Source organism: Gemmatimonas aurantiaca T-27, from assembly GCF_000010305.1.
Taxonomy (GTDB): Bacteria; Gemmatimonadota; Gemmatimonadetes; order Gemmatimonadales; family Gemmatimonadaceae; genus Gemmatimonas; species Gemmatimonas aurantiaca.
Map to the genome: position 1 here is coordinate 2,327,974 of NC_012489.1, position 26,240 is coordinate 2,354,213.

The 26,240-nt window shown below is 63.8% G+C and carries 23 protein-coding genes and 1 tRNA gene; 8 read left to right on the forward strand and 16 right to left on the reverse strand.

Annotation, left to right across the window (positions count from 1 at the left end; genetic code table 11):
* Positions 1–32: 32 nt before the first annotated feature.
* Positions 33–1,382, reverse strand: a complete 1,350-nt coding sequence (locus GAU_RS10255; protein ID WP_169307652.1) for an exo-beta-N-acetylmuramidase NamZ family protein — start codon at positions 1,380–1,382, stop codon at positions 33–35.
* Between the two features lie 60 nt (positions 1,383–1,442).
* Between GAU_RS10255 and GAU_RS10260 the strand changes: the two genes are divergently transcribed.
* From GAU_RS10260 to GAU_RS10280, 5 genes are all read left to right on the forward strand, one after another.
* Positions 1,443–2,759: a serine hydrolase domain-containing protein gene (locus GAU_RS10260; protein ID WP_052574366.1), complete on the forward strand. Its 1,317-nt coding sequence runs from the start codon at positions 1,443–1,445 to the stop codon at positions 2,757–2,759.
* 178 nt (positions 2,760–2,937) lie between these two features.
* A complete protein-coding gene (locus GAU_RS10265; protein WP_156798982.1) occupies positions 2,938–3,294 on the forward strand; it encodes a HesB/IscA family protein in 357 nt (118 codons plus the stop codon).
* Between the two features lie 65 nt (positions 3,295–3,359).
* The gene (gene nagB, locus GAU_RS10270; protein ID WP_012683491.1) at positions 3,360–5,321 is read left to right on the forward strand and encodes a glucosamine-6-phosphate deaminase; all 1,962 of its coding nucleotides are present in this window, start codon (positions 3,360–3,362) and stop codon (positions 5,319–5,321) included.
* A gap of 36 nt (positions 5,322–5,357) precedes the next feature.
* A complete protein-coding gene (locus tag GAU_RS10275) occupies positions 5,358–6,893 on the forward strand; it encodes a sodium:solute symporter (RefSeq protein WP_012683492.1) in 1,536 nt (511 codons plus the stop codon).
* On the forward strand, positions 6,890–7,840 hold the full coding sequence (locus tag GAU_RS10280; RefSeq protein WP_012683493.1) for an N-acetylglucosamine kinase: 951 nt from the start codon (positions 6,890–6,892) through the stop codon (positions 7,838–7,840). The genes GAU_RS10275 and GAU_RS10280 overlap by 4 nt, the downstream gene beginning before the upstream one ends.
* Before the next feature lie 326 nt (positions 7,841–8,166).
* On the opposite strand, the gene GAU_RS10285 is transcribed toward GAU_RS10280, so the two are convergent.
* From GAU_RS10285 to GAU_RS20800, 11 genes are all read right to left on the reverse strand, one after another.
* On the reverse strand, positions 8,167–9,456 hold the full coding sequence (locus GAU_RS10285; protein WP_012683494.1) for a dicarboxylate/amino acid:cation symporter: 1,290 nt from the start codon (positions 9,454–9,456) through the stop codon (positions 8,167–8,169).
* Positions 9,457–9,467: 11 nt separating this feature from the next.
* Entirely contained in the window at positions 9,468–10,952 is a 1,485-nt protein-coding gene (locus tag GAU_RS10290; protein ID WP_012683495.1) for an amino acid permease, read from the reverse strand.
* A gap of 93 nt (positions 10,953–11,045) precedes the next feature.
* Entirely contained in the window at positions 11,046–11,891 is an 846-nt protein-coding gene (locus tag GAU_RS10295; RefSeq protein ID WP_012683496.1) for a hypothetical protein, read from the reverse strand.
* Between the two features lie 107 nt (positions 11,892–11,998).
* Positions 11,999–12,406: an ExbD/TolR family protein gene (locus GAU_RS10300; protein WP_012683497.1), complete on the reverse strand. Its 408-nt coding sequence runs from the start codon at positions 12,404–12,406 to the stop codon at positions 11,999–12,001.
* Positions 12,407–12,408: 2 nt separating this feature from the next.
* Positions 12,409–12,870 (reverse strand): ExbD/TolR family protein, encoded by a 462-nt coding sequence (locus tag GAU_RS20790; RefSeq protein ID WP_012683498.1) that lies wholly within the window; start codon positions 12,868–12,870, stop codon positions 12,409–12,411.
* A gap of 72 nt (positions 12,871–12,942) precedes the next feature.
* Complete coding sequence (locus GAU_RS10310) at positions 12,943–13,674, reverse strand: MotA/TolQ/ExbB proton channel family protein (RefSeq protein ID WP_083765578.1); 732 nt, start codon at positions 13,672–13,674, stop codon at positions 12,943–12,945.
* 38 nt (positions 13,675–13,712) lie between these two features.
* On the reverse strand, positions 13,713–14,435 hold the full coding sequence (locus tag GAU_RS10315) for an energy transducer TonB (RefSeq protein WP_012683500.1): 723 nt from the start codon (positions 14,433–14,435) through the stop codon (positions 13,713–13,715).
* 242 nt (positions 14,436–14,677) lie between these two features.
* The gene (locus GAU_RS20795; protein ID WP_012683501.1) at positions 14,678–16,192 is read right to left on the reverse strand and encodes a sensor histidine kinase; all 1,515 of its coding nucleotides are present in this window, start codon (positions 16,190–16,192) and stop codon (positions 14,678–14,680) included.
* A 10-nt stretch (positions 16,193–16,202) separates the two neighbouring features.
* Positions 16,203–16,871 (reverse strand): winged helix-turn-helix domain-containing protein, encoded by a 669-nt coding sequence (locus GAU_RS10325; RefSeq protein WP_012683502.1) that lies wholly within the window; start codon positions 16,869–16,871, stop codon positions 16,203–16,205.
* Positions 16,868–18,271 carry a sigma-54-dependent transcriptional regulator gene (locus GAU_RS10330; RefSeq protein WP_052574369.1) on the reverse strand — a complete coding sequence of 468 codons (1,404 nt, stop codon included), beginning with the start codon at positions 18,269–18,271 and terminating at the stop codon, positions 16,868–16,870. The genes GAU_RS10325 and GAU_RS10330 overlap by 4 nt, the downstream gene beginning before the upstream one ends.
* Positions 18,272–18,281: 10 nt before the next feature.
* Positions 18,282–19,784 (reverse strand): sensor histidine kinase, encoded by a 1,503-nt coding sequence (locus GAU_RS20800; protein WP_012683504.1) that lies wholly within the window; start codon positions 19,782–19,784, stop codon positions 18,282–18,284.
* Between the two features lie 207 nt (positions 19,785–19,991).
* Here GAU_RS20800 and GAU_RS10340 point away from each other — a divergent pair, with 207 nt between their 5' ends.
* Positions 19,992–20,462: an Hsp20/alpha crystallin family protein gene (locus GAU_RS10340; protein WP_012683505.1), complete on the forward strand. Its 471-nt coding sequence runs from the start codon at positions 19,992–19,994 to the stop codon at positions 20,460–20,462.
* A 112-nt stretch (positions 20,463–20,574) separates the two neighbouring features.
* Here GAU_RS10340 and GAU_RS10345 read toward each other — a convergent pair whose 3' ends face one another.
* Complete coding sequence (locus GAU_RS10345) at positions 20,575–21,054, reverse strand: redoxin domain-containing protein (protein WP_012683506.1); 480 nt, start codon at positions 21,052–21,054, stop codon at positions 20,575–20,577.
* Positions 21,055–21,192: 138 nt separating this feature from the next.
* Here GAU_RS10345 and GAU_RS10350 point away from each other — a divergent pair, with 138 nt between their 5' ends.
* On the forward strand, positions 21,193–23,040 hold the full coding sequence (locus tag GAU_RS10350; RefSeq protein WP_012683507.1) for a putative bifunctional diguanylate cyclase/phosphodiesterase: 1,848 nt from the start codon (positions 21,193–21,195) through the stop codon (positions 23,038–23,040).
* On the opposite strand, the gene GAU_RS10355 is transcribed toward GAU_RS10350, so the two are convergent.
* A complete protein-coding gene (locus GAU_RS10355) occupies positions 22,997–24,313 on the reverse strand; it encodes a flotillin family protein (protein ID WP_052574371.1) in 1,317 nt (438 codons plus the stop codon). The genes GAU_RS10350 and GAU_RS10355 overlap by 44 nt on opposite strands.
* Positions 24,314–24,355: 42 nt before the next feature.
* The gene (locus GAU_RS10360; protein ID WP_012683509.1) at positions 24,356–24,895 is read right to left on the reverse strand and encodes a hypothetical protein; all 540 of its coding nucleotides are present in this window, start codon (positions 24,893–24,895) and stop codon (positions 24,356–24,358) included.
* A gap of 195 nt (positions 24,896–25,090) precedes the next feature.
* Between GAU_RS10360 and GAU_RS10365 the strand changes: the two genes are divergently transcribed.
* Positions 25,091–26,044, forward strand: coding sequence for a DUF4394 domain-containing protein (locus tag GAU_RS10365; protein ID WP_012683510.1), 954 nt, complete (start codon positions 25,091–25,093; stop codon positions 26,042–26,044).
* A gap of 84 nt (positions 26,045–26,128) precedes the next feature.
* On the opposite strand, the gene GAU_RS10370 is transcribed toward GAU_RS10365, so the two are convergent.
* Positions 26,129–26,201, reverse strand: a tRNA-Ala gene (locus tag GAU_RS10370).
* Positions 26,202–26,240: the final 39 nt, after the last annotated feature.

The window sequence follows — 26,240 nt, forward strand, 5'->3', positions numbered from 1 at the left end:
TCTAGCCGTGGAAAGCTAGAGGCCCCTTGGGGTCAACGGTAGAGATGGAAACGCCTGGCGTCCTTCTCGAAGGCAATGACGGCGGGCAGGACACGATCGAGGACCGCATCGGGATCCGCGCCGCCGAGCAGGGCTTCTCGAACGCGGGCAGAGCCCAGACGCTCGTCAAAAGCGGCGGGCCGCAACTGCAGCGAGTCGTGATGCACCCGAGCCAACGCCCACAAGATCGCCGCTCCGACCCGGGACGGCTGAATGCGCTCCCGATCGGTCACCTCGATGCGAATGCCGGGAATGGCCCGGCCATCGTACTTGCCATCGCCCGGCTTGGACGGCGTGAACCGCTCCGCCCGAAAGCGCACCCCGGTCAGGGAGAGATCCTCGAGCAAGCGGGCCACCGAATCCGCGCGCAGCCAAGGGGCGCCAAAGCGCTGAAAGGCCTCATTGGTGCCCCGACCCACCGAGACGTTGCTGGACTCGAACGGGACGAGGGCGGGATAAATGAGCGCCGACGTGAGGTTCGGGATATTGGGTGAGGGCCGGACCCAGGGAAGCTTGGTGTCATCGAACCACATGGTCCGGCGCAGATTGCGCACCGGCACCACACTCAACCGGGTGCCCATCTTGAATTGGGCCTGAAACAGCCGCGCCATCTCGCCCATGGTGAGCCCGTGCCGCAATGGCATCGGATACAGCGCAAAGCCGTTGGTCTTGCCACCAGGTGTTGGCGGAGACGGATCGGCGATCGTGGAGTCGAGCAACGCGCCTTCGGCGACCGCTCCCGAGAGGGGATTGGGGCGATCGAGCACCACCACCGGGATGCCGCGCCGCGCGCCGGCCTGCATCGTGTAGAGCATCACACCGACGTACGTCCACGTGCGGGTGCCAATGTCCTGCAGGTCGACGATCAACAGGTCGACATCCTGCAGCAGACTGTCCGGCGGACCGACGGTGGTCTCCTTGTAGAGGGAGTACACAGGCAACCCGGTGCGTTCATCCCGGTCGTCCGCCAGGTGTTCCCGCTCTTCGGTGCCCCGTGCGCCATGTTCCGGCGCAAAGAGCTTCACCAGCTTGATTCCGGCACGCTGGGCCCGGGAATCACTGAACAGCAGATCGATGCTGCGACGCCCCTGCTCGTCCACGCCGGTCTGATTGGTGACCAGCGCGACGCGCTTGCCGGCCACCAGCTTGATGCTATCGTCCAGCAGCACGGTAATGCCGGGTCGGACGCGACGATCCATGATCCGGCCGCGCATCGCCTCCGGAGAATTCACGTCATCGCCGGGATACGGTCCATCATTCTGCGGACCGCGACCGGCACAGCCATTCAACGTCATGCCGGTCAGTACTGCCGACAGCACGAGCAGCGTCTTGATCGCCTTCACGCGCATCCTCTCCGAAGGTCCGTGGCGCGCCCGTCGCGCCTTCCCCACCCTGGCCAACACATGAACCGACTGCGCCCCCATACCCGCAACAGTCCACGAGTGGTCACGCTGGTCGCTTCCCTGACGAACGCATGCAAACCCGGCTTTCTCAAGCAGCCGACGGCACTTCGTGACGCCCATCGCCGCTCGCGCCTGCTGCTGGCCCCGGTGGTCATCGGTCCGGCGCTGGCGATCGGCTGCGCCAGTGGCGGCATGTCCGGTGGTACGTCCAGCGCCGCGGCCGCACCCCTGGCGCCTCCGGCTGCGGTCGCCGCTCCCGTCGCCCGGGCGGTGGCCGACAGCGTGCGCGCCGTGCTCGATCGCGCCATCGCCGACAGCGCTTTCCCGGGTGCCTACGCGGTGGTTGGGACACGCGAGGGGATCATCGCGGAATATGGGGCCGGTCGCCTGGATGTGCTCGACAACACCCGTCCCAGCAATACCACCGTGTGGGATCTGGCGTCGCTCACCAAGGTGATTGGCACCACCAGCGCCATGCTGCAGCTCGTGGGATCCGGCCGGGTGGCGCTGGATAGTCCCGTGGTGCGGTACCTGCCGGAATGGACGGCCCGCGGAGCCAATCGGGTCACGGTGCGCAACCTGCTTTCGCACAACAGCGGTCTGCAGGCCGGTCGACTGTTCTACAAAGAGGCGACCACGGCCGACGAAGCCTTCCAGCAACTGTTCGCGACGGCGCCCGACACCGCACCGGGTGTGCGGTACACCTACTCGGACATCGGCTTTCTGCTACTCGGCCGACTCGTTGCCCGTGTGAGTGGTGAATCGCTCGACGCATACGACGCGGCGCACATTTTCGGGCCCCTGGGGATGCAGGACACGCGATACCTGCCGCCAACGTCCTGGCTGTCCCGTATCGCCCCCACTGAGCAAGACCCCTGGCGTGGCCGCAAGGTGCGTGGGGAGGTGCACGATGAAAATGCGCATCGGATGGGTGGTGTCGTCGGACACGCGGGACTCTTTTCGTCGGCCCGCGATCTGAGTCGCTTTGCGCGCATGTATCTCAACTACGGTCAGCTCGACGGCCAACGCATCTTCGACTCGGCCACGGTGGTAGCCTTTACGCGCGTGCAGAACCCGGCCCTGTCGCATCGCGCGCTCGGGTGGGAGACCGCCAACGGCACCAACTCCGCCGGCAAGCGGATGTCCACATCAGCATTTGGACACACCGGCTTCACGGGCACCTCCATCTGGATGGACCCGGGTCAGAACCTGTTCGTGCTGCTGCTGACCAACCGGGTCAATCCGACCCGGGAGAACCGGAAGATCGGCGCGGTCCGGACGGGGCTCGCCGATGCCGTGGTGGGTGCCCTCCGCTGACGGATCTCGAGAGCGGATCTCCGGGCCCGTTGCAGGGTTTCTTGCAAGGGGAGCACTACACTCGTTATTTTCTCAGTAGCAAGACATGACATGGAGAAGGCACCGTCCGCGGATGCGACGGTGGCTCACCATGCGGTCCATCTGGCCGGGTGTGCGCCGGCCGTATTCGGAGGACACGATGAGCACGATGCAACAGCCGGACGTCATGGTGGTGCTCACCCCAGTCGCTGCGGGTGAAGTGGTGAAGTTCATGGAAGCCGAGGGCGTGACCGCCGAGAAGGGTGGACTCCGGGTTTCCGTGATGCCCGGCGGATGCAGCGGCTTCAAGTACGGTCTCGTGATCGAAGATGCGCAGGCGGAAGATGACATCACCGTCGATGTGGGCGGGATCAAGATTTTTGTTGATCCGTTCTCCGCGCAGTACCTCAGTGGTACGACGATCGATTACGTCTCGTCCATGCAGGGTTCAGGATTTACTTTCAAGAATCCCAACAGCACCGGCGGCTGCGGTTGCGGCAGCTCGTTCTCGGCGTGATTCTCTGAGGGTCCCGGCTGGTGCACCAGTCGGTGCGCCCGCTCGCCCTTTTACCTCTCTGCACTATGTCTCTGGCTTCCGGCACACCGGCGGCCTCTGACGGTTCCCAGGCCCGCACACTCCAGGCGAGTGGCGGGCCTGCGCGCGTCAGTGGCTCTCCCTTTCTTCACGCCGGGGTCACCGGCACCACACGCGAGCGCATTCCGACGATCATCGTCGAAGCGCACGATGAGCTGGCCCGTCTGGTGGCCGGACGTATCGCCACGCTGATGCGTGAGCGCGAGGCCGCCGGCCGGCAGGTGGTCCTCGGGCTCGCGACCGGCTCGACGCCCATCGGTGTGTATCGCGAGTTGATCCGCATGCACCGCGAAGAAGGGTTGAGCTTCGCGCACGTGATCTCGTTCAATCTGGACGAGTACTATCCGATGCGCGTCGAGAGCATCCACTCGTACCGGCGCTTCATGTGGGAGAATCTGTTCTCGCACGTGAATATCGATGCCGCCAACGTGCACATCCCCGACGGCGCTCTGGCCCGTGCTGAGGTGGATGCGGCCTGCGCCGCCTATGAAGACGCGATCACGGCGGCCGGCGGCATCGACTTCCAGTTGCTCGGGATCGGCAAGACCGGCCATATCGGGTTCAACGAGCCCGGTTCCGGTGAATCGAGCCGCACGCGCATGGTGCACCTCGATTCCATCACGCGTCGTGATGCCGCGGCCGATTTCTTCGGTGAAGAGAATGTGCCGCGCGAAGCGATCACGATGGGCATCGCGACCATCCTGGGCGCGCGTGAGATCGCCATTCTCGCCACCGGTGAACACAAAGCCGGCGTCGTGCGACGTGCGGTGGAAGGTGAGATCGATCGCGCGGTGGCCGCGACGTTCCTGCAGCGTCACGCGAACACGACGTTCTATGTGGACGATGCGGCAGCGGCCGACCTGACCCGTGTGGCCACCCCGTGGTTGGTCGACGAAGTGGTGTGGGGTGAGCCGCTGACCGTGCGCGCCGTGACCTGGCTTGCCGCGCGCTGCAAGAAGGCCATCCTCAAGCTCACGCAGCACGACTACGCAGAAAACGGTTTGACGTCGCTGGTGGCGCAGCATGGTTCACCGGGCGCCGTGAATGGTCTGGTGTTCAACATTCTGGGCGCCAAGATCCGTGGCAAGAGCAAGTTGCCGCGCTCACTCAAGACGATCTGTTTCTCGCCGCACCCCGATGATGATGTCATCTCCATGGGCGGCATCCTGCGCAAATTCGTGGAGAACGGCAACGACATGACGGTGGCCTACATGACGAGCGGCAACATTGCCGTGTTCGATCATGATGTGCGCCGCTACATGGATTTCCTCGAACGCAGCGCCGCCGAAGCGTTGCATGCCTCCGGCGACGGGGTACGTGCCCTGACGGAAACCGTGCATGCCTTCCTGAGCCGCAAGCAGGCCGGCGAAGTGGACATCCGCGAAGTGCAGGACATCAAGCGCATCATCCGCGAAGCCGAAGCGGTGAGTGGCATCGAAGTCATGGGGCTCAGCAAGGCCAACGCCCGCTTCCTGAACCTGCCCTTCTATCAGACGGGCAAGGTGCGCAAGGATCCGATCGGTCCGGCCGATGTCGCCATCGTGGCCGATCTGCTGCGTGAACTCCAGCCCGAGCTGATCTTCGTGGCCGGTGACTTGTCGGATCCGCACGGCACGCACCGCATGTGCAAGGAAGCGATCGATCTGGCGCTCGAAGAAGTGTATCCCGGCACCACCAAGCGCCCGGAAGTGTGGCTGTATCGTGGCGCGTGGCAGGAGTGGCCCATTACGGAAGCCACGGTGCTGGTGCCGCTGTCCCAGGAAGAACTCACGATCAAGATCCAGGCGATCTTCAAGCACCAGTCGCAGAAAGATTCTGCCCCCTTCCCTGGTCAGGACGAACGCGAGTTCTGGCAGCGCGTGGAACAACGCAACAAGTCGACGGCCACCATTCTCGATGAACTCGGCCTCGCGGAGTATTTCGCGATGGAGGCGTATGTCATCGTCTGACCTGATCACGCCGGGCTGCCGGCCGGAGTGCTCCGCATGACGGGACGATTCGATCTCCTCGACCTGTTCGTATTGCTGCTGTATCTCGGCGGTACCACGGCCCTCGGCCTCTGGATCGGTCGCGAACAGCGTTCCGCCACCGACTACTTCGTGGCCGAACGCGCGATCCCGTGGTGGGCCGTGATGTTCTCGATCGTGGCGAGTGAGACCTCGGCACTGACGTTCATCAGCATTCCCGGGTTGGCCTATATCGGCAATCTCGGATTTCTCGAAGTCGTGGCCGGCTACATTCTCGGCCGCATTGTGGTGGCCCGTACGTTGTTGCCACGCTACTTCGAGGGCAATCTCGTCACGGCCTACGCGCTGCTCGAGACGCGCTTCGGTCTCGGGGCCCGGCGTTTCACCAGCGTCGTGTTCATGATCACGCGGGCGATGGCGGACGCGGTGCGCGTATTCGCCACAGCCATTCCCGTGGCATTGATCATCGGGCCGGCACTGCCCAAAGAGTACGCCATGCCAACCGCCATTCTGGTGCTCGGTCTGCTCACGGTGATCTACACCTATCGCGGCGGCATGAAGGCGGTGGTGTGGACCGAACTGTTGCAGGCGAGCATCTATCTGCTTGGTGGCATTTCGGCGATTGTGCTGATCGGCAAGGCTGTCGACGGTGGCTGGGGTCAGATCATCGCCCAGGCGGGTTCGGCCGGCAAACTGCAGGTGATCGATTGGTATACTGGCTTCGATCGTCCGCACACGATGTTTGCAGGGCTCATCGGTGGTGGCTTCCTGGCGATGGCCTCCCATGGCGCCGACCAGTTGATCGTGCAGCGTCTGTTGTCGAGCCGCTCGCTGCGCGACGCGCAGGTGGCCATCATCGGCAGCGGCTTTGCCGTATTCGCCCAGATGACGCTGTTCCTGTTCGTTGGCTTGGGCCTCTGGGTGCTCTATGATGGCCAAGCCTTCGCGACGGCCGATTCGATCTTCCCGACGTTCATCATCGAGCGCATGCCCCATGGCTTGATTGGCCTGATCGTGGCGGCCATTGTGGCGGCCACGATGAGCACACATTCGGGAGCGATCAATGCATTGGCCGCTTCGTCGACGCACGACATCTACCTGCCGCTGACGGGCCGCGCTCCGGACGATCCGCGCACGCTCAAGGTGGGCAAGATGTTCGCGTTGGGGTGGGGCCTGGTACTCACCTTTGGCGCGCTGTTCTTCAAGGAGCAGGGCACGCCAGTGGTGGTGATCGCCCTGTCCATCGCCTCGTTCACGCAGGGTGGTCTGTTGGGTGGCTTTTTCCTGGGGCTGTTCTGGGATCGTGCCAACCAGCGTGATGCCATTCTCGGCATGAGTGTGGGCATTTTTGCGATGGCGTTCATCGTGTTCGCCAAACAACTCATCGCGGCGTTTCCAACGCTCGAACCCACGCTGGGTGGCGTGGCCTCGATCGCGTGGCCGTGGTACGTGCTGATCGGTACGACGCTGACGTTTGCCACCGGCGTGTTGTCTTCCTTCACCCACGCTGCGCCGACTGGCGGCAGCGGTTCCACGGCGGGGATTCGTTCATGAGTGCTGGTCCACTGGACCCGACACCACTGGTCGTCGGTGTCGATGGCGGTGGCACCCGGACGCGCGTGTTGTTGTGCGATGCGACGGGCGCTGTCCTGGCCCGTGTGGAGGGCGCCGCCAGCGCCCTGCAGACGGTTCAGGAGTCGGTGGCCGCCGACATCATCAAATCGCTGATCGCCGAAGCCCTGGCGGCGGCTGATCGACCGGATACCCGTCCCGCGGTGTGTGTGGTGGGCGTGGCGGGTGCTGGTCAGGAACGGGCGGCCCAGGCGCTCTGGGCGGCCTTGGCGCAGCGTCGGGTGGCGGACGATGTGTCGGTGCAGGCCGACGCGACCATCGCGATGGATGATGCGTTCGGCGATTCGGCAGGTGTGCTACTGGTCGCCGGAACGGGTTCGGTGGCGTTCTCGCGCGCCCCGGATGGTCGTATCGAGCGCTGTGGTGGCTGGGGCCCGTATGTGGGCGACGAAGGCAGCGCGGCGTGGCTTGGCAAGCGCGCGCTGGGTGTGGTGTCGGCGTCGCAGGATGGTCGTGAGCCGGAGACCGCCCTCACCGGCGCGGTGCTGACGGCGCTCGAACTCGAATCGCTCGAGGACGTGATCCCGTGGGCCGCCAAGGCCACGCCGGGCACGTTTGCGCAGCTCGCGCCGGTGGTCGCACAGGTGGCCGCAACGGGTGACCTGCGAGCCAATGCGCTGATCAGCTTCTGCGTGGAAGAGCTGGCGCTCCACGTGCGCACATTGGCACGTCGGTGCTTTCAGGACGAACGCGCGGCGATCCCGGTGGCCTTCAATGGCGGCCTGTTGTCGCGCGGTTCACTGGTGCGCAAACGCCTCGAGCAGCGGCTCAAGAGCGCCGTGCCGGGAGCGATGATCCGGGCCGAAGAAGTGGACGCGGCGCGGGGAGCGATCAGACGGGCGAGGAGACTGCTCGGCGTGGAAGTCTAGAGAACGGACCTACGGGAGCTGTAGGGACGGAAGCTGGACCTACGGAAGCTGGACCTACGGAAGCTGGACCTACGGAAGCTGGTGACACGGGAGCTGTAGGGACGGGAGCTGGACCTACGGGGCAAAACGGGAGCTGGAGAAACGCAGAGGACACCTCGTGTCCCCATCGTTTTCCCAGCTCCCGTTGTTTGTCGTAGGTCCAGCTCCCGTAGGTCCAGCTCCCGTCCCTACAGCTCCCGTAGTCCCAGCTTCCGTTTCACCAGCCCCCGCCGTTCACGCCGTTCACGCCGTTCACGCCGTTCACGCCGTTCACGCCGTTCACGCCGTTACGCCTGCGCCGCCGCCTCCGGCTCCCCTTCTCCCAGCACGCCTTCCCATCGTGCCATGACAGCGGTGGCGAGGCAGTTGCCGAGCAGGTTCACCGATGTGCGGGCCATGTCCATGATGGCGTCCACACCGAGAATGACCGCGATGCCTTCGAGTGGCAGGCCAAACTGCGCCAACGCGCCGGAGAGAATCACCAGCGACGCGCGCGGCACTGCCGCCACGCCCTTCGACGTGAGCATGAGCGTGAGCATCATCAGCAACTGCTGGCCGATCGGCATGTCGATGCCAGCGGCCTGCGCCACGAACACGGAGGCGATGGCGAGATAGAGCGTGCTGCCATCGAGGTTGAACGAATAGCCCGTGGGCAATACGAAGGACACGATACGACGCGGGACGCCGAACTTCTCCATGGCCTGCATGGCCTGCGGGAACGCCGCTTCACTGGACGCCGTGGAGAAGGCGATCAACCAGGGTTCCTTCACCAGCGACCAGAAGCGCTTGATGTTGATGCGCGCGATGAGCGCGACCGGCAACAGCACCACGAGAATGAACACCACCAGCGACACATAGAGCGTGCCGACGAGCTTGGCGAGGTTGAGCATCACCTCGAGACCGCTCTTGCCCACGGTCACACCGATCGCGGCGCCGATTCCGATGGGCGCGTATGCCATCACGATGCCCACGAACTTGAACATGATGTCGCTCAACGACTGCAGCCAATTGAGCATCACCGTCTTGGAATCACCTTCCACGCGCGCCAGTGCCACGGCGAACAGAATCGCGAAAAACACGATCTGCAGCACTTCGTTCTGCGCCGCCGCTTCGAAGAAGCTCTGCGGGACCGTGTGCTCGAGCACCGAGGCAAACGTGGGGGTCTTTGAGGCCAGCGCCTGGAACTCTTCACCAGCGCCCACGTCCGGCGCGATCTGCAGCCCCACGCCAGGCTTCACGAGATTCACGGCCACCAGGCCGATCGCCAACGCCAGCGTGGTCACGATCTCGAAGTAGATGATCGAACGCAGCGCGAGCTTGCCCACCTTCTTCATGTCGTCGCCGTGTCCGGCGATGCCCACCACCAGGGTGCTGAACAGCAGCGGCACGATCAACGACTTGATCATGCGCAGGAAGATGTTCGCGAACGGCTTGAGGTTCGGCGCAAAATCGGGGGCCAGCCACCCGATCAGAATGCCGACCACCATCGAGATCAGGATCCACTGCGAGAAACCGATGCCGAGGAAGCCTTTTTTGCCCGGCGGCGCCGGTGCGGTGGAGACGGAGAGATGAGCCATGAAATCAGGTATCAGCGGTTGTCAGTGGGATTGCGCAGCACCGAGTGCCGGAAGCCGTACGAGAAATAGATCACGAGGCCAATAGCCATCCAGACCCCGAACGCCTTCCAGGCACTGCTCGGAAGTCCCTTCATCACGAACACGCAGGCCCCTGCCCCGAGCAAGGTCACGCCCCACACAAACGGGACGCGGAAGGGGCGATGACGGTCCGGTTCGCGAACACGCAGCACCAACACGCCGATGCAGACCACCGCGAACGCGGCCAGCGTACCGATGTTCGTGAGGTCGTAGGTGGCCGCATCATCAGCCACGAGTGAACCCAGTGCCACCGCCACGCCCGTGATCAGCGTCGTGATGTGCGGGGTCCGCGTCTTCGGATGCAGCTTGGCAGCGAACTTGGGCAGCAGGCCGACACGCGCCATGGAGTAGAAGATGCGCGGCTGACCGTATTGGAACACGAGCAGCACGGCCGCCATCGACACCGTGGCGCCAGCAGCCACGATCCAGCTCGCCGTGGACAGTCCCGCCAGCGACAAGGCCTTGGCGAGCGGGTCGGAGCTGCGCAGTTGATCGTAGGGCACCAGGCCGGTGGCCACACCACCGACAATCACGTAGATGACGGTACACACCGCCAAGCCACCCAGAATACCAATGGGCAAATTGCGCTGCGGGTTCTTCGTCTCCTCGGCGGCCGTGGAAATGGCGTCGAACCCGATGTACGCGAAGAACACGATGGCAGCACCCTGATGGATGCCGCGGAATCCGTTGGGGGCGAACGGCTTGTAGTTCGCCGGATCGATGTGCATCGCGCCCACAATCACGAAGAGCGCGAGCACGAGCAACTTCACGACCACCATGATGTTGTTCGCCCGCGTGCTCTCTTTCACGCCCTGCATCAGCAGCACCGTGATGGCTGCGACAATACCAAAGGCCGGCAGGTTCACGAGGATGGGGATCCCGCCAATGCGGGGTGCCGTCTCGAGCAATCCGTGAATGGCGGGATCACTGCTGGCTTTCACATTCCAGTAGCCATGCGTGAGCCAAGGGGGCAGATCGATCCCGAAGCCCGAAAGCAACGATGTGAAGTATCCACTCCACCCGATGGCCACGGCCACGTTGCCGACCGCATACTCGAGAATGAGCGCCCACCCCACGACCCAGGCGACGATCTCGCCCAATGTGGCATAGGAGTACGCGTACGCACTGCCGGCTTGCGGAATCATCGACGCGAGTTCGGCATAACACAGGGCTGCGAGCCCGCAGACCGCGCCGAGCAGGATGAACGACAGGACGAGGGCGGGACCGGCTCCGTAGCGCACCACCGTACCATCGGCGAGTGTCTCGCCGGCCGCTGCCGTTCCGAGCGAGGAGAAGATGCCGGCACCGATGACGGCGCCAATCGCCAACATGACAAGATCGCCAGCACCCAATGTGCGGCGCATACCATGCTCGCCATTGTCTGCGGCGGCGATCGGTTTCCGATCGAACAGACTCATGACGTCTGTTTGGCTGTGAGGAGGGGAACGACCCGGGTGATCCCGGTATGGTCGCAGGAGGTAAACGCCCTGCAACCTATCGCCACGCACCGGTCACAGCGAGTAGGTAATCTCGGTCCTGGCCCGAATGGGGACACCTTGTGCGCTCACCGCAGGACGGAAGCGAATTGCAGACAATGCTTCACGCAATTTTTTGTTGTAATTGCCATCCTTCGTGGGCTCGAAATGCAAATCGAGCACCTTGCCGGTGGAATCGACATCGAAGGTCACCACAATCGTGCCACGTGCCTTGCTGGGTACCGGGAGTGGTGGCAGGAACAGCTCCGTTGGAGCAGGCGGGTAGGCTGTCCCATTCCCGCCTCCAGTGCCCGGCCCAACGCTGCTTCCCCGTCCCGTACCCACACCGGCGCCGACCCCACCGCCACTGCCAGGTCCGCTGCCGGCACTGCCATCGCCGCCTGATCCACCACCAGACCCCGGTGTGACCGACGACGCGGTGCTGCTGGTGGCCGCCGGTGTGGTCGCCGGGGTTGGTGTTGGCGGTGTGGGTTGTGGGGGTGTGGGCTGTGGGGGTGGCACCACCGGCGGCTTGAGTACGGGTGGCTTGACCACCGGCGGTGTCAGCGTGGGCGCCGGCTTTGGTGGAGGCGTATGCACGAACTGGATGCGTTCCTGCTTGACCTGACCACCAGTCCCCTTGTTGCCACCTCCGCCACCGCCAGCCGGTCCGAGTCCGCCCGCGCCGAGCGCTGCCCGAAACGCCTCCGGGGCCGCAAAGGGGATGATCAACAAGGCGATGATGAGCGCATGCACCAACACCGCGATGACCAAGCTTCGCGTGCGCCGCTGATTGTCGACCGGAATACCGATCGGCGGTCGATATCGAGGGCGTTCGGACTGAGGCTCCCCGGCGCCGGGGATTGGAGACTGAGCGTCCATGTGGGAGAGGTGAGCGGTACAACAAAATACGGCGGGCGAGCCCAATGGGTTCACCCGCCGTATGAAACACCACGTCGGACTGTGTGTGCCCGAACGCGAGGCTCCGGTTACTTCGGTGCGATACCGATAACCTTGACGCCGGCACCGCGCGCCTGGTCCATCGCAAAGATCACGTTCGAATAGCTCACCGTCGTATCACCCTTCACGAAGATGATCTTCTCCGGACGGGGATCGTACAGTCCCTTGAGACGAGTGAAGAGCTGATCCTTCGGCACGTCTTCTTTGTTGATCGCATACTTGTCGTCCGGGAGGATCTCCAGAACGATCTGATCCGGGTTCACATTCGGCTGAGCCGGCTGCGGATTCGGATCAGGCAACTGCGTATCGATCGCCTTGCGGCTCATCGGCACGATGATCATGAAGATCACCAGGAGCACGAGGAGCACGTCGATCATGGGCGTGACGTTGATGTCGTTCGTCAAACCGCCGCTGCCACCACCTGTGGACATACCCATGGTCAGTTCCCTCCCGGGCGCAGGCGATCGCTTTCCACCAGCGATTCCGTACCCGACTGCTGCTCGGTGATGAGTGCGGCCACGCGCACGCCACCACGGGACAGCACATCGATCGCGTCGATGACCTTCAGGTACTGGAGGTCCTTATGGGCCTTCACGTACATGATGTAGTCATCACGTTCCTTGCCGTAGATCTCACGCACGAGGGTTTCGAGGTCCTCATTGCGCACCGGCTGCTTGTTCAGGTAATACCGACCCTGATCGTCGATGCCGAGCACCTGATCACCATCTTCTTCCGGATGCGGCTTGAGATTCTGCCCTTCGGGCGGAACCGCCGTGAAGCCCGCGTTGATCTGCGGGATCGTGATCATGAAGATGATGAGGAGCACCAGCATCACGTCGATCATGGGCGTGACGTTGGGATCGGCTTTTACCCCGGCCCCGCCGCCTGCGCTCATACCCATGGCGTGACTCCTTGCATATCGCCCGGCCGCTGCACTCCCGGACGTGGGAGCGCAGCACCGGACCGACGGTGATTACTTCGAGATCGGGGACTGGCCAGCGGTGTTGAACTCACGCGTGAAGCGCGAGCGGCCGAACTCACCCGAAACGCCCTTGATGAGGTAGTCGATCATTTCCTTCGACGTGTACGTCATCTCGGCCGTCAGGTTGTCAATCTTCGTCTGGAAGTAGTTGAAACCCCACACCGCCGGAATGGCGACGCCGATACCGATAGCCGTCGTGATGAGGGCTTCGGCGATACCGGCCGCCATCGAGGAGATACCACCTGCGCCGGACGTCGACATGGCCGTGAAGGAATTCACGATACCCATCGTCGTGCCGACCAGACCAACGAACGGCGCCGTCGCACCAACCGTCGCGAGCACGCCCAGACCACGCTTCAGGTCCACCACCGTCATCAGCATTTCGCGCTCAACCGCACGCTCGGCCGAGTTGATGTCGGCAACCGTCACCGAGCCATCCTGGATGAGCGGGCGGATTTCGCCCAGCGCGCCGCCAAGTACACGCGCCACATGCGACTTCTTGTAGCCTTCCGCGAGGTTGATGGCCTCAGTGAGGTTGTCTTCTTCGAGGAACTGCGAGAACTCCGGAGCAAACTTCCGCGTCTCGCCCTGCGCGCGACGCATCTGCCACCACTTCTGAATCATGATGCCCGTGGAATAGGCCGACATGATCAACAGCGTCCAGACGATACCTTTGGCAAACCAACCCATCTCGTGCCAAAGGTCCATAATGTCCATACCCATCTTACTATCTCCTGGAGGTGCGTTGGTGACGGAATCGCTTAGCGATTGAGCGAGAACTGGAACGGCTGCTGCACGAGCTGCTTCACCTTGCGGCCACCGACTTCGGCCGGGAGGAAGCGCATACGCTGCAGCGCATTCTTCACGGAAGTCGTGAACAGATCGTTGTCGGACTTGAGTGCCTTGAACGTCGCCATCTCGGCACGACCCGTCGTGTCAACCACGAACTGGGCAAGCACGGTCCCTTCGATGCCCGCCGAGCGGAGCATGTCGGGGTAGGACGGTCCCTGGGCACCCGGCGCCATGACGACGGGCTTTTCCACCTGGAAATCGAAATACGGCTGGTCGCCCTGCTGCGGGATCGGACCCTTGCCACCTTCGACACCCTTCGCGATACCACCGGCCACACCCTTACCCGAGAAGTCGGCCTCGTCCGTCACCTTCTTGGACAGATCGATTTCCGGGATGATGTTCGGGATTTCGACAGGCGCGGAAAGCACCTGGAAGCCCTTGGGTGGTGGCGGGGCAGCAACTGCGTCAGGCGGTGGTGGGGGCGGCTTTTCCGGCTCGGGTGGCTTGGGTTCGTCTTTCTTCACCTCGACGAAATCAAGCTTCTCGACCTTCTCCTCCTCGATCGCCGCTCCCGCGCCCTTTGTCACCACGATGAGCGCGGCAACAACGGCGGTGTGAACGACCAGGGACATGAAGGACCCACCGGCGCGCTTCTGCTTCTTGGCCTGAGACTCAATCAGGTTGTTGAACATCTCGCTGGTCCGGGGTAGGGCTACAGTCGCAGGTCCCGATCAGAGTGACCGAAGACCGACTTGGCGATTCTACGCTGCAGAAATGATGAGGCAATGGAAGAAACATTAGGATCGGATTAACCCGACGTTAGCATTCCCATGATCACGGAATTGCTCTCACGCCATTGACAACGGTCGACAATTTGCAGGGTCGAAACCCCACCGTGACATGCCACACGATCCTCCGCACACAAACGTGGCGGTCACGTCGCGTCTTCGGCCACCAGCGACTCGATGTTCACGATCGACTGGAACTCGCCCGTCATGCCGGATCCCGGAGAACCCGCCAGTGGCAGGGTCACCGTGAAGGTGCTGCCACGGGTCAGACGCGACTGCACCTCCAGTGTGCCCCCGTGAGCCTGTGCAATCCACTGGGAGATCGCCAACCCCAACCCCCACCCACCACGCTCCGAGGCGCGCGAACGCGCCAGGTCCGCGCGCCAGAAGCGCTCGAAGACATGCGGCAGATCCGCCGCCGCGATGCCGATCCCGGAGTCCTTCACGATGAAGCGCACCACATCTTCTTCGCGGGCCAACGAGATTTCCACTCGACCACCGCGCGGTGTGTACTTGATGGCGTTGGTGACCAGGTTGAGGAACAACTGCCGCAGCCGCGTCAGATCGCCAAGCACTTCAGCGTTCTCGAGAACCGGCGCCTCGATCTCGAGATCCTGGTCCTCGCCGAGGAGACGCGCAGTCTCCAGGACCTCCCGTGCGACCGGCATCAACTCCACCGGCTCGCGGAACAGGTCGAATCGTCCTTCGTCGGCACGCGCGAGGGTGAGCAGCGAATCCACCAGATCAGCCATGCGCGTCACCTGCTGGAGCGCTTCTTCCAGCGCGATGGCCTGTTCCGTTTCGTTGGTCGTGGGTGAGATGGCTCGCTCGACATCTGCCCGAATGACCGCCAACGGCGTCTTCAACTCGTGGCTCGCATCCGCCGTGAATCGGCGCAAGGCACCAAAAGACTTCTCGAGACGTCCAATGAATGCGTTCAGTGTCTCGGAAAGGCGCGTCAGTTCATCGCCGGCCGCCGTGACCCCCAGCCGCGAGTGCAACGATCGACCATCGGTGATCGCTTCCACCTGGTCGATGAGTTCATCGATCGGGCGGAAGGCACGCCCCGCGATGAGATAGGCAAAGGTCACCGACAACACGAGCAGCAACGGCGTGATCACGAACATCGGCCCCATCAACTCGGCCGGCGTGAAACTGATGTTCGCGGTGGACAGCCCCGCATAGACGCGATAGCGCGCATTGTCGCTCAACGGCACCACGCGCGTCGCCAACAGCAACTGATCGTTGTAGAGCTTCACTTCACGCAGCTTGCGATCCGGTTCCGACTTGCGCGCCGCAGTACTGAAGTAGTCGCGATCGGCCGCCGACAGGGCTTGCACCGCCGGCGAGGCGTAGATGTCATACCCGGTACTGTCCTGGACCAGGACATACCCTTCCAGCAACGACAGGAACGCGCTCATGCGCATGCCGATGGACGGACCTTCGAGGCGGTTCTTCTGCGCCATCACGGGCTCGGTCCCGGTATTGCGGGCCACATTGATCGCGCGCACGGCCTGATCGGCTTCCAACTGCACGCGCGCTTCGAGCTCGCGGTACAGCGTCTCGCGCCGCACCGCCAACAGCGTGAGCGAAAACAGGAACAGCGTCAGCAGGAACGCTCCCGTCCACGCTCGCGTCAGCCGGGCACGAATGGAACTCACGATCCCGCCCTCAGCTCCGGATCATGTAACCGACGCCACGCACCGTCGTGATGAGCTTCTTGTCGAAACGCGCATCGATCTTCTTGCGCAAGTGATTGATCACCACGTCCACGATGTTGGTGCCCGGATCGAAGTGGTACCCCCAGGCGTACTCGGTGATCAGCGTACGGCTCATGACGCGGCCCGCATGGCGCATGAGGTACTCGAGCACCGCAAACTCCTTCGGCGTCAGCTCGATGAGTTCGCCCGCGCGAAGCACCTCGCGTGTGCCCTGATCGAGTTCGAGATCACCCACCCGCAGTTGCGGTGAGGCCAGCGCGCGCGGCCGGCGCAGCAACGCCTCGGCGCGGGCGAGCAACTCCTCGAAAGCAAACGGCTTGGTCACATAGTCGTCAGCCCCGGCGCGCAGCGTCTCGACCTTGGCATCCACCGCGTCCTGCGCGGTCAGCACCAGCACGGGCCGCTCGAAGCCACTCGACCGCAGCGTGCGCAGGACGTCGAGCCCGTTGCGTCCGGGCAGGCGCATATCGAGGATGACCAGATCATACGGCTGTGACAGCGCCATGCGCTCGCCTTCGAGCCCATTGTTGCACAGGTCAGTCTGCCAGCGCTGCTCCTCGAGACCACGTCGTACGAACTCCCCTACCGTGGGATCGTCTTCGATCACCAGGATCTTCATGCCTTGTCTCCGCGCCCGGCAGGACGCTTGAAGCCGTACTCGCGGATCTTGCGATACAGCGTCTTCGGTGAGATACCAAGCAACTCTGCCGCCTGACCCTGGTGCCATTGGCACCGGTCGAGGATTTCGGCAATGTGTCGACGTTCGAGTTCGGCGAGCGACAGCGTCATCACCGGCGTGGGACGAGCCCCTGCCCCCACATCGGCTCCCAGCGGCAGGTCTGCGGCCGACACCGTGCCGTCCGCCGCCAAGAGCGACGCCCGCTCCATCACGTTGCGCAATTCCCGCGCGTTGCCCGGCCAGCGGTAGCGTTCCAGCACGGTCACCGCATCATCACTGAGCCGCGGTACCGGCGACCCGAACTGCTCGAGGAAGTGCTGCGCCAGCAAGGGCACGTCCACCACACGATCCCGCAGCGGTGGCAGCGCAATGCGAATGGTGTTGATGCGATGCAGCAGATCATCGCGGAACGCCTCGGCCTGCACCATACGGGACAGGTCCAGCGTGGACGACGCGATCACCCGCACATTCACTTCGACCTTCTGCGTGCCACCGACCCGGAAGAAGCTCCCGGTCTCGAGCGCCCGCAGCAGCTTGGCCTGCAACCGCAGGTCCAGCTCACCGATGTTGTCGAGATACAGCGTGCCTCCGGCTGCCAGTTCGAACAGCCCAAGCTTGCGCTGATCAGCGCCGGGAAACGCGCCCTTCTCCACCCCGAACAGCTCCGTCTCCAGCAGGGCTTCGGCGAGCGCCGCACAATTGAGGTCGACAAACGGGCCGTCGGGATTGCTGCCGTGGGCGTGCAACAAGCGCGCAATCAGGTCCTTGCCCGTGCCGGATTCGCCGGTGACCAACACCGGTGACGTGCTGGGAGCCACCTTCTCCACCATCGCCAGGACCGCGCGCAGCGGCGCGTACTGCGTCACGAAGGTGAGTGCCGGCGCCGCACGCCGCAGCCGCGACTGCATGTGATGATTGTCGCGCGCGAGCATGCGCTTCTCCCACGCGCGGCGCACCAGCACTTCGATCTCCGCCATGCGATACGGCTTGGACAGGAAATCGTAGGCACCGAGTTTGAGGGCGGCGATGGCCGTTTCAATGGTGCCGTTGCCGGTGATGACAATGATCTCCGGCGGCAAGGGCTCCTCGCGCACGAGGCGCAGCACCTCCAGACCATCGAGTTCCGGCATCACCACATCGAGCAGCGCCACATCGAACGCCTCGCTCCGCAGCAGCTCGAGCGCGGACTTGCCGTCCCGCACGATGCGCACCTGGAACCCACGAGCCGTCATGAACTGCTCGAGGATGGCCCCCAGGTGTGCCTCGTCTTCGGCGATGAGTACCCGAATGGGCGAGAGGGCATCCGCGCCACGCATGGGCGTGGGGATCGGCTGGCTCATGAAATCACCATCAGGATGTCACCATCAGAGTCACCGGCAGAGCGACACGAAAGGTCGCGCCGACCCCTTCGGAAGAGACGAGGTCGAGCGCCCCCCCGTGGTCCCGCACGATACCGTAGCAGATCGCGAGCCCGAGCCCGGTCCCTTGCCCCGGGGGCTTGGTCGTGAAGAAGGGCTCGAACACCTTGGCGTGCAGAGCGCGGGGAATGCCGGGCCCTTCATCGGCCACTTCGAACGCCGCGCATGGCCCGGGGTGGGTGTCCGTGCCTTCGGCCAGCATGTGTGTGCGAATGGTCACCCGCCCGCCCTCCGGCGTGGCATCGAGCGCATTCATCGCCAGCGCGATCAGCACCTGCACCAGTTGATCGGCATCCGCATCGACGATCATCGGCGTGCGCTCTTCGAGCTCGGTGACCAACTTGACACGCTTGAACCGGGGATGGTGCTGCAACAGGAACAGTCCCTGCTGCACCACGGCATTGAGATCCACCCGCTCCTTGCCGGCCGTCTTGGGTCGGGAAAAATCGAGCAGTCCGTTCACGATCTTCTTGCAACGCTGGACTTCGAGATCGATGATGCGCAGCAGTTCGGTCGGCGGCGCAGCCCCCGGCCCGAGCTCCTGCTGCAGCGACATCGACTCGGCGCAGGCGGCAATGGTGGCCAGCGGGTTGTTGATTTCGTGCATCACGCCCGCCGCGAGCTGCCCCAGCGCGGCCAGCTTCTCGGCCTGCGCCGTGCGATCGATGGCCGCTTTCCAGTCGGTGATGTCCTCACCAATCGTGATGACGTGTGTCACCGGACGGTCTGCCCCGCCCATGCGCATCGGAATCTTGGAGATCCGAAACGTGCGCGTGTCTCCGTACGCGTTGCTCTCCATCTGGAACTGCTGCAAACGGCCGGAGGAGAACACCTCGTCGAACTCGCGCTTGAGCATCGCGGCCGGCTGCCTGTGCAGCACGTCGAAAATCGAACGCCCGACGGCATCGGTCCGCGACACCCCCTGCAGACCGGTCTCCCGCTTGTGGTTCCAGGCGTGGATGCGATACGCGCGATCCACCACATAGAGGCCGTTGGGAAGGGAGTCGACGATGCATTCAATGAAGGCGCGCTGGTCGGCGAGCTCCCGGATACGCTCCGAGATCTGCCGCTCCAGCTCCTGCTGATGCACATCCCGCGACACGGCAACCGCCAGCAGATCGCAGACACCTTCGAGTAAGGTCTGCTCCTCGCCGGTGAGCGGTCGTTCGGCATGGACCACCACCGTGCCCAACATCCCGTCGCCCGTCTCGACCGGACATTGCCGCGCCGTATACGGAACCTCGGTGACACCCGAGGCCCACCACACCACCGGCGACGCCCCCGATGCCAGGGGCTCGAACGACACCCGATCCGCAGCGAGTGCCTCTCCGGTTCCCGCCAGAATCGCCCGGATGCCATCGGTGCCCGAGGCGGCCCGCGCCAATCGCCGGATGAGCGCCACCAGGGTGGGCGACGAGAGCGCGTTCGTGGTCATTCGTGAAGGTATGGCTGGCGTATGGATCGGACAAGCTGACCGAACGCATTCCCCATCGCCGATAGGTCACTTCGACAGGTCGCGCGCCGAAATGACATCCGGATCTGGGCAATTCCGGTCCAGGTGGCGGGATCGGAGCGGTACGCCTGATGCACCACCGGATGTCTTGCCGCAAGGCGTTCCCCAACTGCCCCAACTGGAGATCCCATGACCTATTTCGGATATACCTCATCCTCGCCGTTTACCCGTCATGCTGTCCGCCGCGACCTGCACCGGTTTTTCGATCAGGCCTTTCAGACGCCAACACCTGGCGCTGCGACGGAAGAGCCGGTGGCCTGGCAGCCCGCAGTGGAAGCGCGCGAATCGGTCGAACACTTCACGTTCGAACTGGACCTGCCCGGCGTGAACCCGGACACGGTGGAAGTGCTGGCCGCCGAGGGCACCCTCACGGTTCGTGGCACGCGGCCGGCTCGTGACACGGTGGACGGCGAACGGACCATCATTCGCGAGCGCAGTGCTGGCCGGTTTGCCCGGACATTCCGCCTGCCCAAGTCGGCGGATCTTCAGCAGGTGAGCGCCACATCGGCGTTGGGCGTGCTGACCATTCAGGTGAAAAAGGCCGAGCCGGTTCGGCCGGTGCGGGTGCCGGTGAACGTGGCCTCGACCGCCAACGGATAAACAAACGCAGCGCCACACACGACGCGCGGCAAAAAAAAGACGGAGACCCTCTGGTGGGTCTCCGTCTTTTTGCACATCACACAACAGACAGCACAGAAATTGCCAACACCGATCAGACAATCACGTTCTTGATCGCCTCGAGAATTTCCGCATTCTCGCGCTTCTGCCCCGGCGTCTCTTCTACGTGTGCCCAACGGATCACCCCTTCCTTGTCGATCAGGAAGTAGGCCCGGTTTGAAAACCCGGTGTCTTCGCGCAACACGCCGTACGCGGCGGAGACCTCGCGCTTGAAGTCCGAGAGCAGCTCGACCTTCATCGCATACTTGCTGCGAAACTCCTTGAGTGAAGGCACGGCATCCACCGACATGGGAAGCACTTCCACGTTTCCCTGCGTGAACGCATCGAAGTCGTCACTGAAGCCGCACAACTCACTGGTGCACACGCTGGTGAAGGCCAACGGGAAGAACGCGAGCAGCACGTTCTTCTGCCCGCGGTAGCCCGAGAGCACGACGTTCTGCCCTGAAGTGGAGGCGACCGTGAAGTCCGGTGCGACCGTGCCCGCCGTAAGCGGAGCCGTGGTATTCGCTGTCATGGAGATCGTTTGGGAAAAGAGTGTCACGTGCCACACCACCAGGGGCGTCACATTCCGAATCAGCACTGGCGGCTGTGGAAATCAAAGGTAACGTAGTGCCATGCCCTCGATCCACGCCCACATTATCACGATCCTGTAGTGTCCACAGAGCCCGGCGCGCCCTCGTTGAAGCAGCTTCGTATTCTCATTGCCGACCACGATCCGGTCTCGGCAACGCAGACGGAAGCCGCGCTGCGTCGCCGCCTGGGTACCGGCGCCCAGTTCACACGCAGCGCGACACTGGCCCAGACGATACGGGCCATGCTGGACACCCCACAGGACGCGGTGCTGTTGGAGCTCGGTCTTCCCGACGCGGGCGGGATCGCGTCGGTGGTCGGCGTGCGCAGTGCCGCCCCGCTCGTTCCGATCGTGGTGCACACCGCCGTCCTTGACGACATGCTCGCGTTGCGTGCCCTGCGTGCCGGTGCTCAGGAGTGCACGGAAAAGGGCATGGCTCCGGAATCTCTGGTGCGCATGCTGGGGTTTGCGATCGAGCGTCAGCGGCGGCTGGCCATGCTCGAAGCGGCGCGGGTGGAGGCCGCTCATCGCGCCACCCACGATCCGCTCACCGGTCTGGCAAACCGGGAGCTCTTTCAGGACCAGCTCGAACGGGCGCTCGCCTTCGGCAGTCGATACAATCGGAAGACCGGCCTGATCTTCGTCGATCTGGATGGCTTCAAGGCCATCAACGACACGCGGGGGCATGCCCTTGGTGACCTGCTGCTCAAGGTGGTCGCGGGCCGGCTGCTCGAATGTGTGCGTCGCTCCGACGCGGTGGCCCGTCTGGGCGGTGACGAGTTCGTCGTTCTGTTGCCCGACGTGACCAGCCGTCGTGACGTGGCGTTCGTGAAGGACTGCATCATCGACGCCTTCCGCACCCCGATTCAGGTTTCGGACAGCGAATTCCTCACGGTCGAAGCCAGCATTGGCGGGGCCATGTCCCCACTCGATGGTGCGGTCGCACAGGATCTGCTGGATGCCGCCGACGCGGACATGTACCGCGAGAAGTACCAGCGCCGGCGGGGCCGCGCTCACACCCCGACCTTGGGGGTGTTGGCCATGAACGCCGAGCTGGAGCCGCTGCCGTCAGCGGCGGAAACGGTATCGCGGCGGCGTGAAGCGCGGCTCCGGGCCGCGATGGGCCGAGGCGAGTTCGAGGTCCACTTTCAGCCGGTGCTCGATGTCATCGGTGATCGCGTCATCGCCGCCGAAGCGCTGCTTCGCTGGCGGGATCCCGATCGCGGCTTGATCTCTCCAACGGCGTTTCTTTCGTTGGCCGAAGACACCGGGCTTATCGTGCCGATCGGTGAACAGGTGCTGGAGCAGGCCTGCCGAGCGATTGTACAGTGGCGTCTTGCCAACGCGGCGCTGGGATCACTGCGTGTGGCCGTGAACCTGTCGGCGGTGCAACTGCGCGAACACGGTTTCGAACGTCGCGTGGCGCAAGTCCTTGCTACAACAGGATGTCCGCCCGATGCCCTCACGTTGGAACTCACCGAGAGCAGCACCATGGTGGACGGCGAAACCGCCATGGAAACGCTACGTGCCTTGAAGGGACTAGGGCTGCGTTTGGTGGTCGACGACTTCGGCGTGGGTCACGCGTCGTTGACCTTTCTGCGTGAAGCGCCCGTGGATGGTATCAAAATCGATCGGCGTTTTGTCAGCCAACTGATGGTCGATCCACGGGATATGGCGATCGTCTCGGGCATGGTGCGCTTGGCCCGCGGCCTTGGCCTGGAAGTCACGGCAGAGGGCGTGGAGACGGCCGAACAGTCGCAGCGGCTTGCCCGCCTGCAGTGTTTTGCCCAGCAGGGGCGCCACTTCAGCGACGCCCTGCCCCTCGAACAAATGACCGGGCTGCTGCACAGTCGCATCGGCAGCAGTCCCCGGTCCCATCTCAGTATCAGTCGTTCTTCGACGGCGTTCCCCCGCCCAGCCGCTGGCTGAGCCCCTGAATCAGATCGTCCGGATTCACGCCGTACTGTGCGCTGGCGGCTTCGAGCAGCTTCATCATCACACCAAGCTTCTGCTGCGTGGCGTTGGCCGCGCCCTTTCCATCGCCCCCATCGAGCACCACCAGACGATCGATCTTCACATCGCTGGCCGCCTCGGCCAGCCGGTCGATCATGTCCGGAAGCTGCTGCAGATACAGCAGTGAAAGGCCACGGTCACCGGCGGCGAGCAACTGCTGCTGGATGGCCTGCAGGGCCTTTGCCTGCGCTTCACCCTGGGCGATGACCGGTGCAGCGGCCGCTTCGGCATCGGCCCGTGCGGCTTCGGCGCGGGCGCGGGCCGGTTCCACCTGCTCCACCTGCAACCGCACCCGCGTCACTTCAACACGGGCTTCTTCCACCGCCTTTTCCGCGCGGGCCTGGGCTTCATCCGCCGCCGCACGGGCGGTGCGCTCCGCGATCTGCGCCTGACGGTCGAGCTCTGCCTGCTTCACCCGGAGGTCGTTCTGGGCGGCGGCGATGATCACCTGCGACTGCGCGCGGGCCACGTCGGCTTCCTGTGAGGCCCTGGCCTGTTCACGCTCGGTTTCCGCCTTGGTGCGGGCCTCGGCGATCTGGGCGTCGCGTAACACTTCCGCCGTCCGGATACGGCCATAGGCGCGCAGATAGCCGGCATCGTCGCTGATGTTCTGGATCTTCAGCATGTCCAACTGCAATCCGAGCTTCTGCAGGTCACGCGTGACCTCCTTCATCAGCTCGGTTTCGAATTTCACACGATCTTCGTTGGCTTCTTCCGGCGTCAGCGTGGAGAGCACCCCACGCAGATTGGCGGCGAGTGTTTCCTGGGCCAGGTCCGCCACCTGCCGTTCACTGCCCAGAATGCGCTCGACGGCGTTGTTGAAAACCTCTTCCGGCATGGAGGCGATCTTCACATTGGCCACGGCCTGCACGTCGATCGGGATACCGCCTCGGGCGATCGCATTGCGCACGCTGATGGTCAGCGGGATGGTGTTGAGGGTCATCCACTGCGCCTGCTCGAGAATCGGGATGCGGAAGGTCCGGCCGCCCCGCACGACCCGGTAGCCCACGGCCGTGCCATCACTGAGGGCGCGTTTCCGACCGGTGATGACGGCCACCATGTTCGGCGGCACGATGAGCAGGAGCTGCTTCAGCGAGGCGATGAGCAGCATGATCATCACGATCACGAACACCACGCCGCCCAGCGAGAAGAGAGCGGTTCCGCCGATTCCGTCGAGCACCTGATTCATCGCATCACTCCGTTGATGTGAACTTGACCTGCAGCCGACGATTCAGTTGGCCGTGGGTTGCACGACCGCTACGCCGTTTTCGATCCAGCCGATGCGGCATTCCGCGAAGTACTCGCTGGGCATATCCGCCACCTCGTCGGCGCGGCGTGCCGGCATCTCATGCAGTTGCCCGTTGGCGCGGAAGCTGATCAACCCAAATCCGTCATCGTTGAACGGCAACACCAGCGCCGCGGTGGTACCGACGGCGAGCGCATCGAGCGGCGCAGACGACGCTTCGCTGGTCTGCAGGGCACGAAAGAGCATGTGCACACCCACCAGCGTGCCCACGCCGGCCAGCGACGCGGTGATCCAGGTGGTGGCAGGGCTCCGATGCGTGAGCACCGCCAGCAGGCCGATACCACCAAAGGCAAACGACGCCCAGGTGAGGTTGCGGAGAGAAAACACCGCAAAGAGGCCCGCGTCACCGACATCGTGGTGGGCATTTGCATCGTGCCCACCCAGCCCATCGCCATCGCTGCCGAACAAACTCATCGCGATCAACGCACCGCCAAACAGCAGCGCAGCCACAAACACCCACCACATAGGCAGTCGCTCCCCGTTCCGTGGGAATCATCACACACGGGTAATAAGTCCCCCTGCACCACGACATGCCAGACACGACCGGCATTCCTCGTCACGAAACACCGCCTCGATCCAATCCAGTCGCGCGCCGCCGGCGTAGCCGGTGAGGACGTTTTGTGAACTGCGACCAGAGGCTGTGAAGCCGGGAGTGCGAAGATGCCAAGCAGAACGTGGATGGGACGCGGATGGAGTGCGCTGGCGTTGACCATGGTCATGGCGTGTCAGGGCGACGCCGGCCCAACAGGGCCACAGGGCGCCAGTGGTCCACAGGGGCCTGCCGGACCAGCAGGCCCAACGGGACCGACGGGACCGACGGGTCCTGCAGGTCCGCAGGGCCCTTCGGGCGCAGCCAATGGCCGCAGTATCTACGGTGTTGATGGCACCAACACCCTGTTGATGTTCGGGGCCGTTCGTCCGGATCTGATCCTGCGCCGCGTGACCATCGCGGGGCTGCAGACGGGAGAGTCGGTGATGGGCATCGACTTCGGCCCGGTCGATGGTCGGCTCTATGCGCTCGGCTCCACCAGTCGGATCTACACGTTGGATACGTTGACCGGCGCCGCCACGGCCGTCAGCCCCACCGCCTTCACGCCAGCACTGACCGGCACCACCTTCGGATTCGATTTCAATCCGGTGCCGAATCGCATCCGTGTGCACAGCAGCGCTGCGCAGAACCTGCGGTTGATACCGCGTTTGGGAGGTGCCACCGATGGCAGCGTCGCGGCCACGGATGGCATGTTGGCCTATGCGCCGGGTGATGCCGGTGCGTCCATGACGCCCCTCATTGGAGGCACGGCGTATACGAACAGCGTGACCGGTGCGACCACCACCACCATCTATGCCATCGACTATGGCCGCGATGTGCTGGTGACAATGGCGGATCCCAACAGCGGGGTCATGACGACCGTGGGTGCCCTCGGCGTGAACACGACAGGCGATGTGGGATTCGACATCGCCGGGAACAACGGATCAGCCTACGTGACCCTGACCGTCGGCGGCGGATTCACCGGCTCGACACTGTATCAGATGAACCTCGTGTCCGGCGCCCTGTTCCCGGTGGGCGGCGTCGCCAACAGCGCGCCGCTGCGGGGTATTGCGATCGCGCCCTGACCGTTCTTTTGTCGGTCATGAAAGCACACGAGGGCGAAGATATGATCATCTTCGCCCTCGTGGCTTTCTCATGCATCTATTGAATGGAGCGTATCGGGATCGAACCGATGACCTCACGCTTGCAAAGCGCGCGCTCTCCCAGCTGAGCTAACGCCCCTACTCCAGCAAGGTAGCACCGCCACGGGCCGCAGAAAAG

Excerpts from the sequence above, each read along its gene's own strand:
- GAU_RS10260 (WP_052574366.1), top strand. The coding sequence starts at position 1,443 with ATGAACCGACTGCGCCCCCATACCCGCAACAGTCCACGAGTGGTCACG.
- GAU_RS10265 (WP_156798982.1), top strand. The coding sequence starts at position 2,938 with ATGAGCACGATGCAACAGCCGGACGTCATGGTGGTGCTCACCCCAGTC.
- nagB (WP_012683491.1), top strand. The coding sequence starts at position 3,360 with ATGTCTCTGGCTTCCGGCACACCGGCGGCCTCTGACGGTTCCCAGGCC.
- GAU_RS10275 (WP_012683492.1), top strand. The coding sequence starts at position 5,358 with ATGACGGGACGATTCGATCTCCTCGACCTGTTCGTATTGCTGCTGTAT.
- GAU_RS10280 (WP_012683493.1), top strand. The coding sequence starts at position 6,890 with ATGAGTGCTGGTCCACTGGACCCGACACCACTGGTCGTCGGTGTCGAT.
- GAU_RS10285 (WP_012683494.1), bottom strand. The coding sequence starts at position 9,456 with ATGGCTCATCTCTCCGTCTCCACCGCACCGGCGCCGCCGGGCAAAAAA.
- GAU_RS10290 (WP_012683495.1), bottom strand. The coding sequence starts at position 10,952 with ATGAGTCTGTTCGATCGGAAACCGATCGCCGCCGCAGACAATGGCGAG.
- GAU_RS10295 (WP_012683496.1), bottom strand. The coding sequence starts at position 11,891 with ATGGACGCTCAGTCTCCAATCCCCGGCGCCGGGGAGCCTCAGTCCGAA.
- GAU_RS10300 (WP_012683497.1), bottom strand. The coding sequence starts at position 12,406 with ATGGGTATGTCCACAGGTGGTGGCAGCGGCGGTTTGACGAACGACATC.
- GAU_RS20790 (WP_012683498.1), bottom strand. The coding sequence starts at position 12,870 with ATGGGTATGAGCGCAGGCGGCGGGGCCGGGGTAAAAGCCGATCCCAAC.
- GAU_RS10310 (WP_083765578.1), bottom strand. The coding sequence starts at position 13,674 with ATGGGTATGGACATTATGGACCTTTGGCACGAGATGGGTTGGTTTGCC.
- GAU_RS10315 (WP_012683500.1), bottom strand. The coding sequence starts at position 14,435 with ATGTTCAACAACCTGATTGAGTCTCAGGCCAAGAAGCAGAAGCGCGCC.
- GAU_RS10325 (WP_012683502.1), bottom strand. The coding sequence starts at position 16,871 with ATGAAGATCCTGGTGATCGAAGACGATCCCACGGTAGGGGAGTTCGTA.
- GAU_RS10330 (WP_052574369.1), bottom strand. The coding sequence starts at position 18,271 with ATGAGCCAGCCGATCCCCACGCCCATGCGTGGCGCGGATGCCCTCTCG.
- GAU_RS20800 (WP_012683504.1), bottom strand. The coding sequence starts at position 19,784 with ATGACCACGAACGCGCTCTCGTCGCCCACCCTGGTGGCGCTCATCCGG.
- GAU_RS10340 (WP_012683505.1), top strand. The coding sequence starts at position 19,992 with ATGACCTATTTCGGATATACCTCATCCTCGCCGTTTACCCGTCATGCT.
- GAU_RS10345 (WP_012683506.1), bottom strand. The coding sequence starts at position 21,054 with ATGACAGCGAATACCACGGCTCCGCTTACGGCGGGCACGGTCGCACCG.
- GAU_RS10355 (WP_052574371.1), bottom strand. The coding sequence starts at position 24,313 with ATGAATCAGGTGCTCGACGGAATCGGCGGAACCGCTCTCTTCTCGCTG.
- GAU_RS10360 (WP_012683509.1), bottom strand. The coding sequence starts at position 24,895 with ATGTGGTGGGTGTTTGTGGCTGCGCTGCTGTTTGGCGGTGCGTTGATC.
- GAU_RS10365 (WP_012683510.1), top strand. The coding sequence starts at position 25,091 with ATGCCAAGCAGAACGTGGATGGGACGCGGATGGAGTGCGCTGGCGTTG.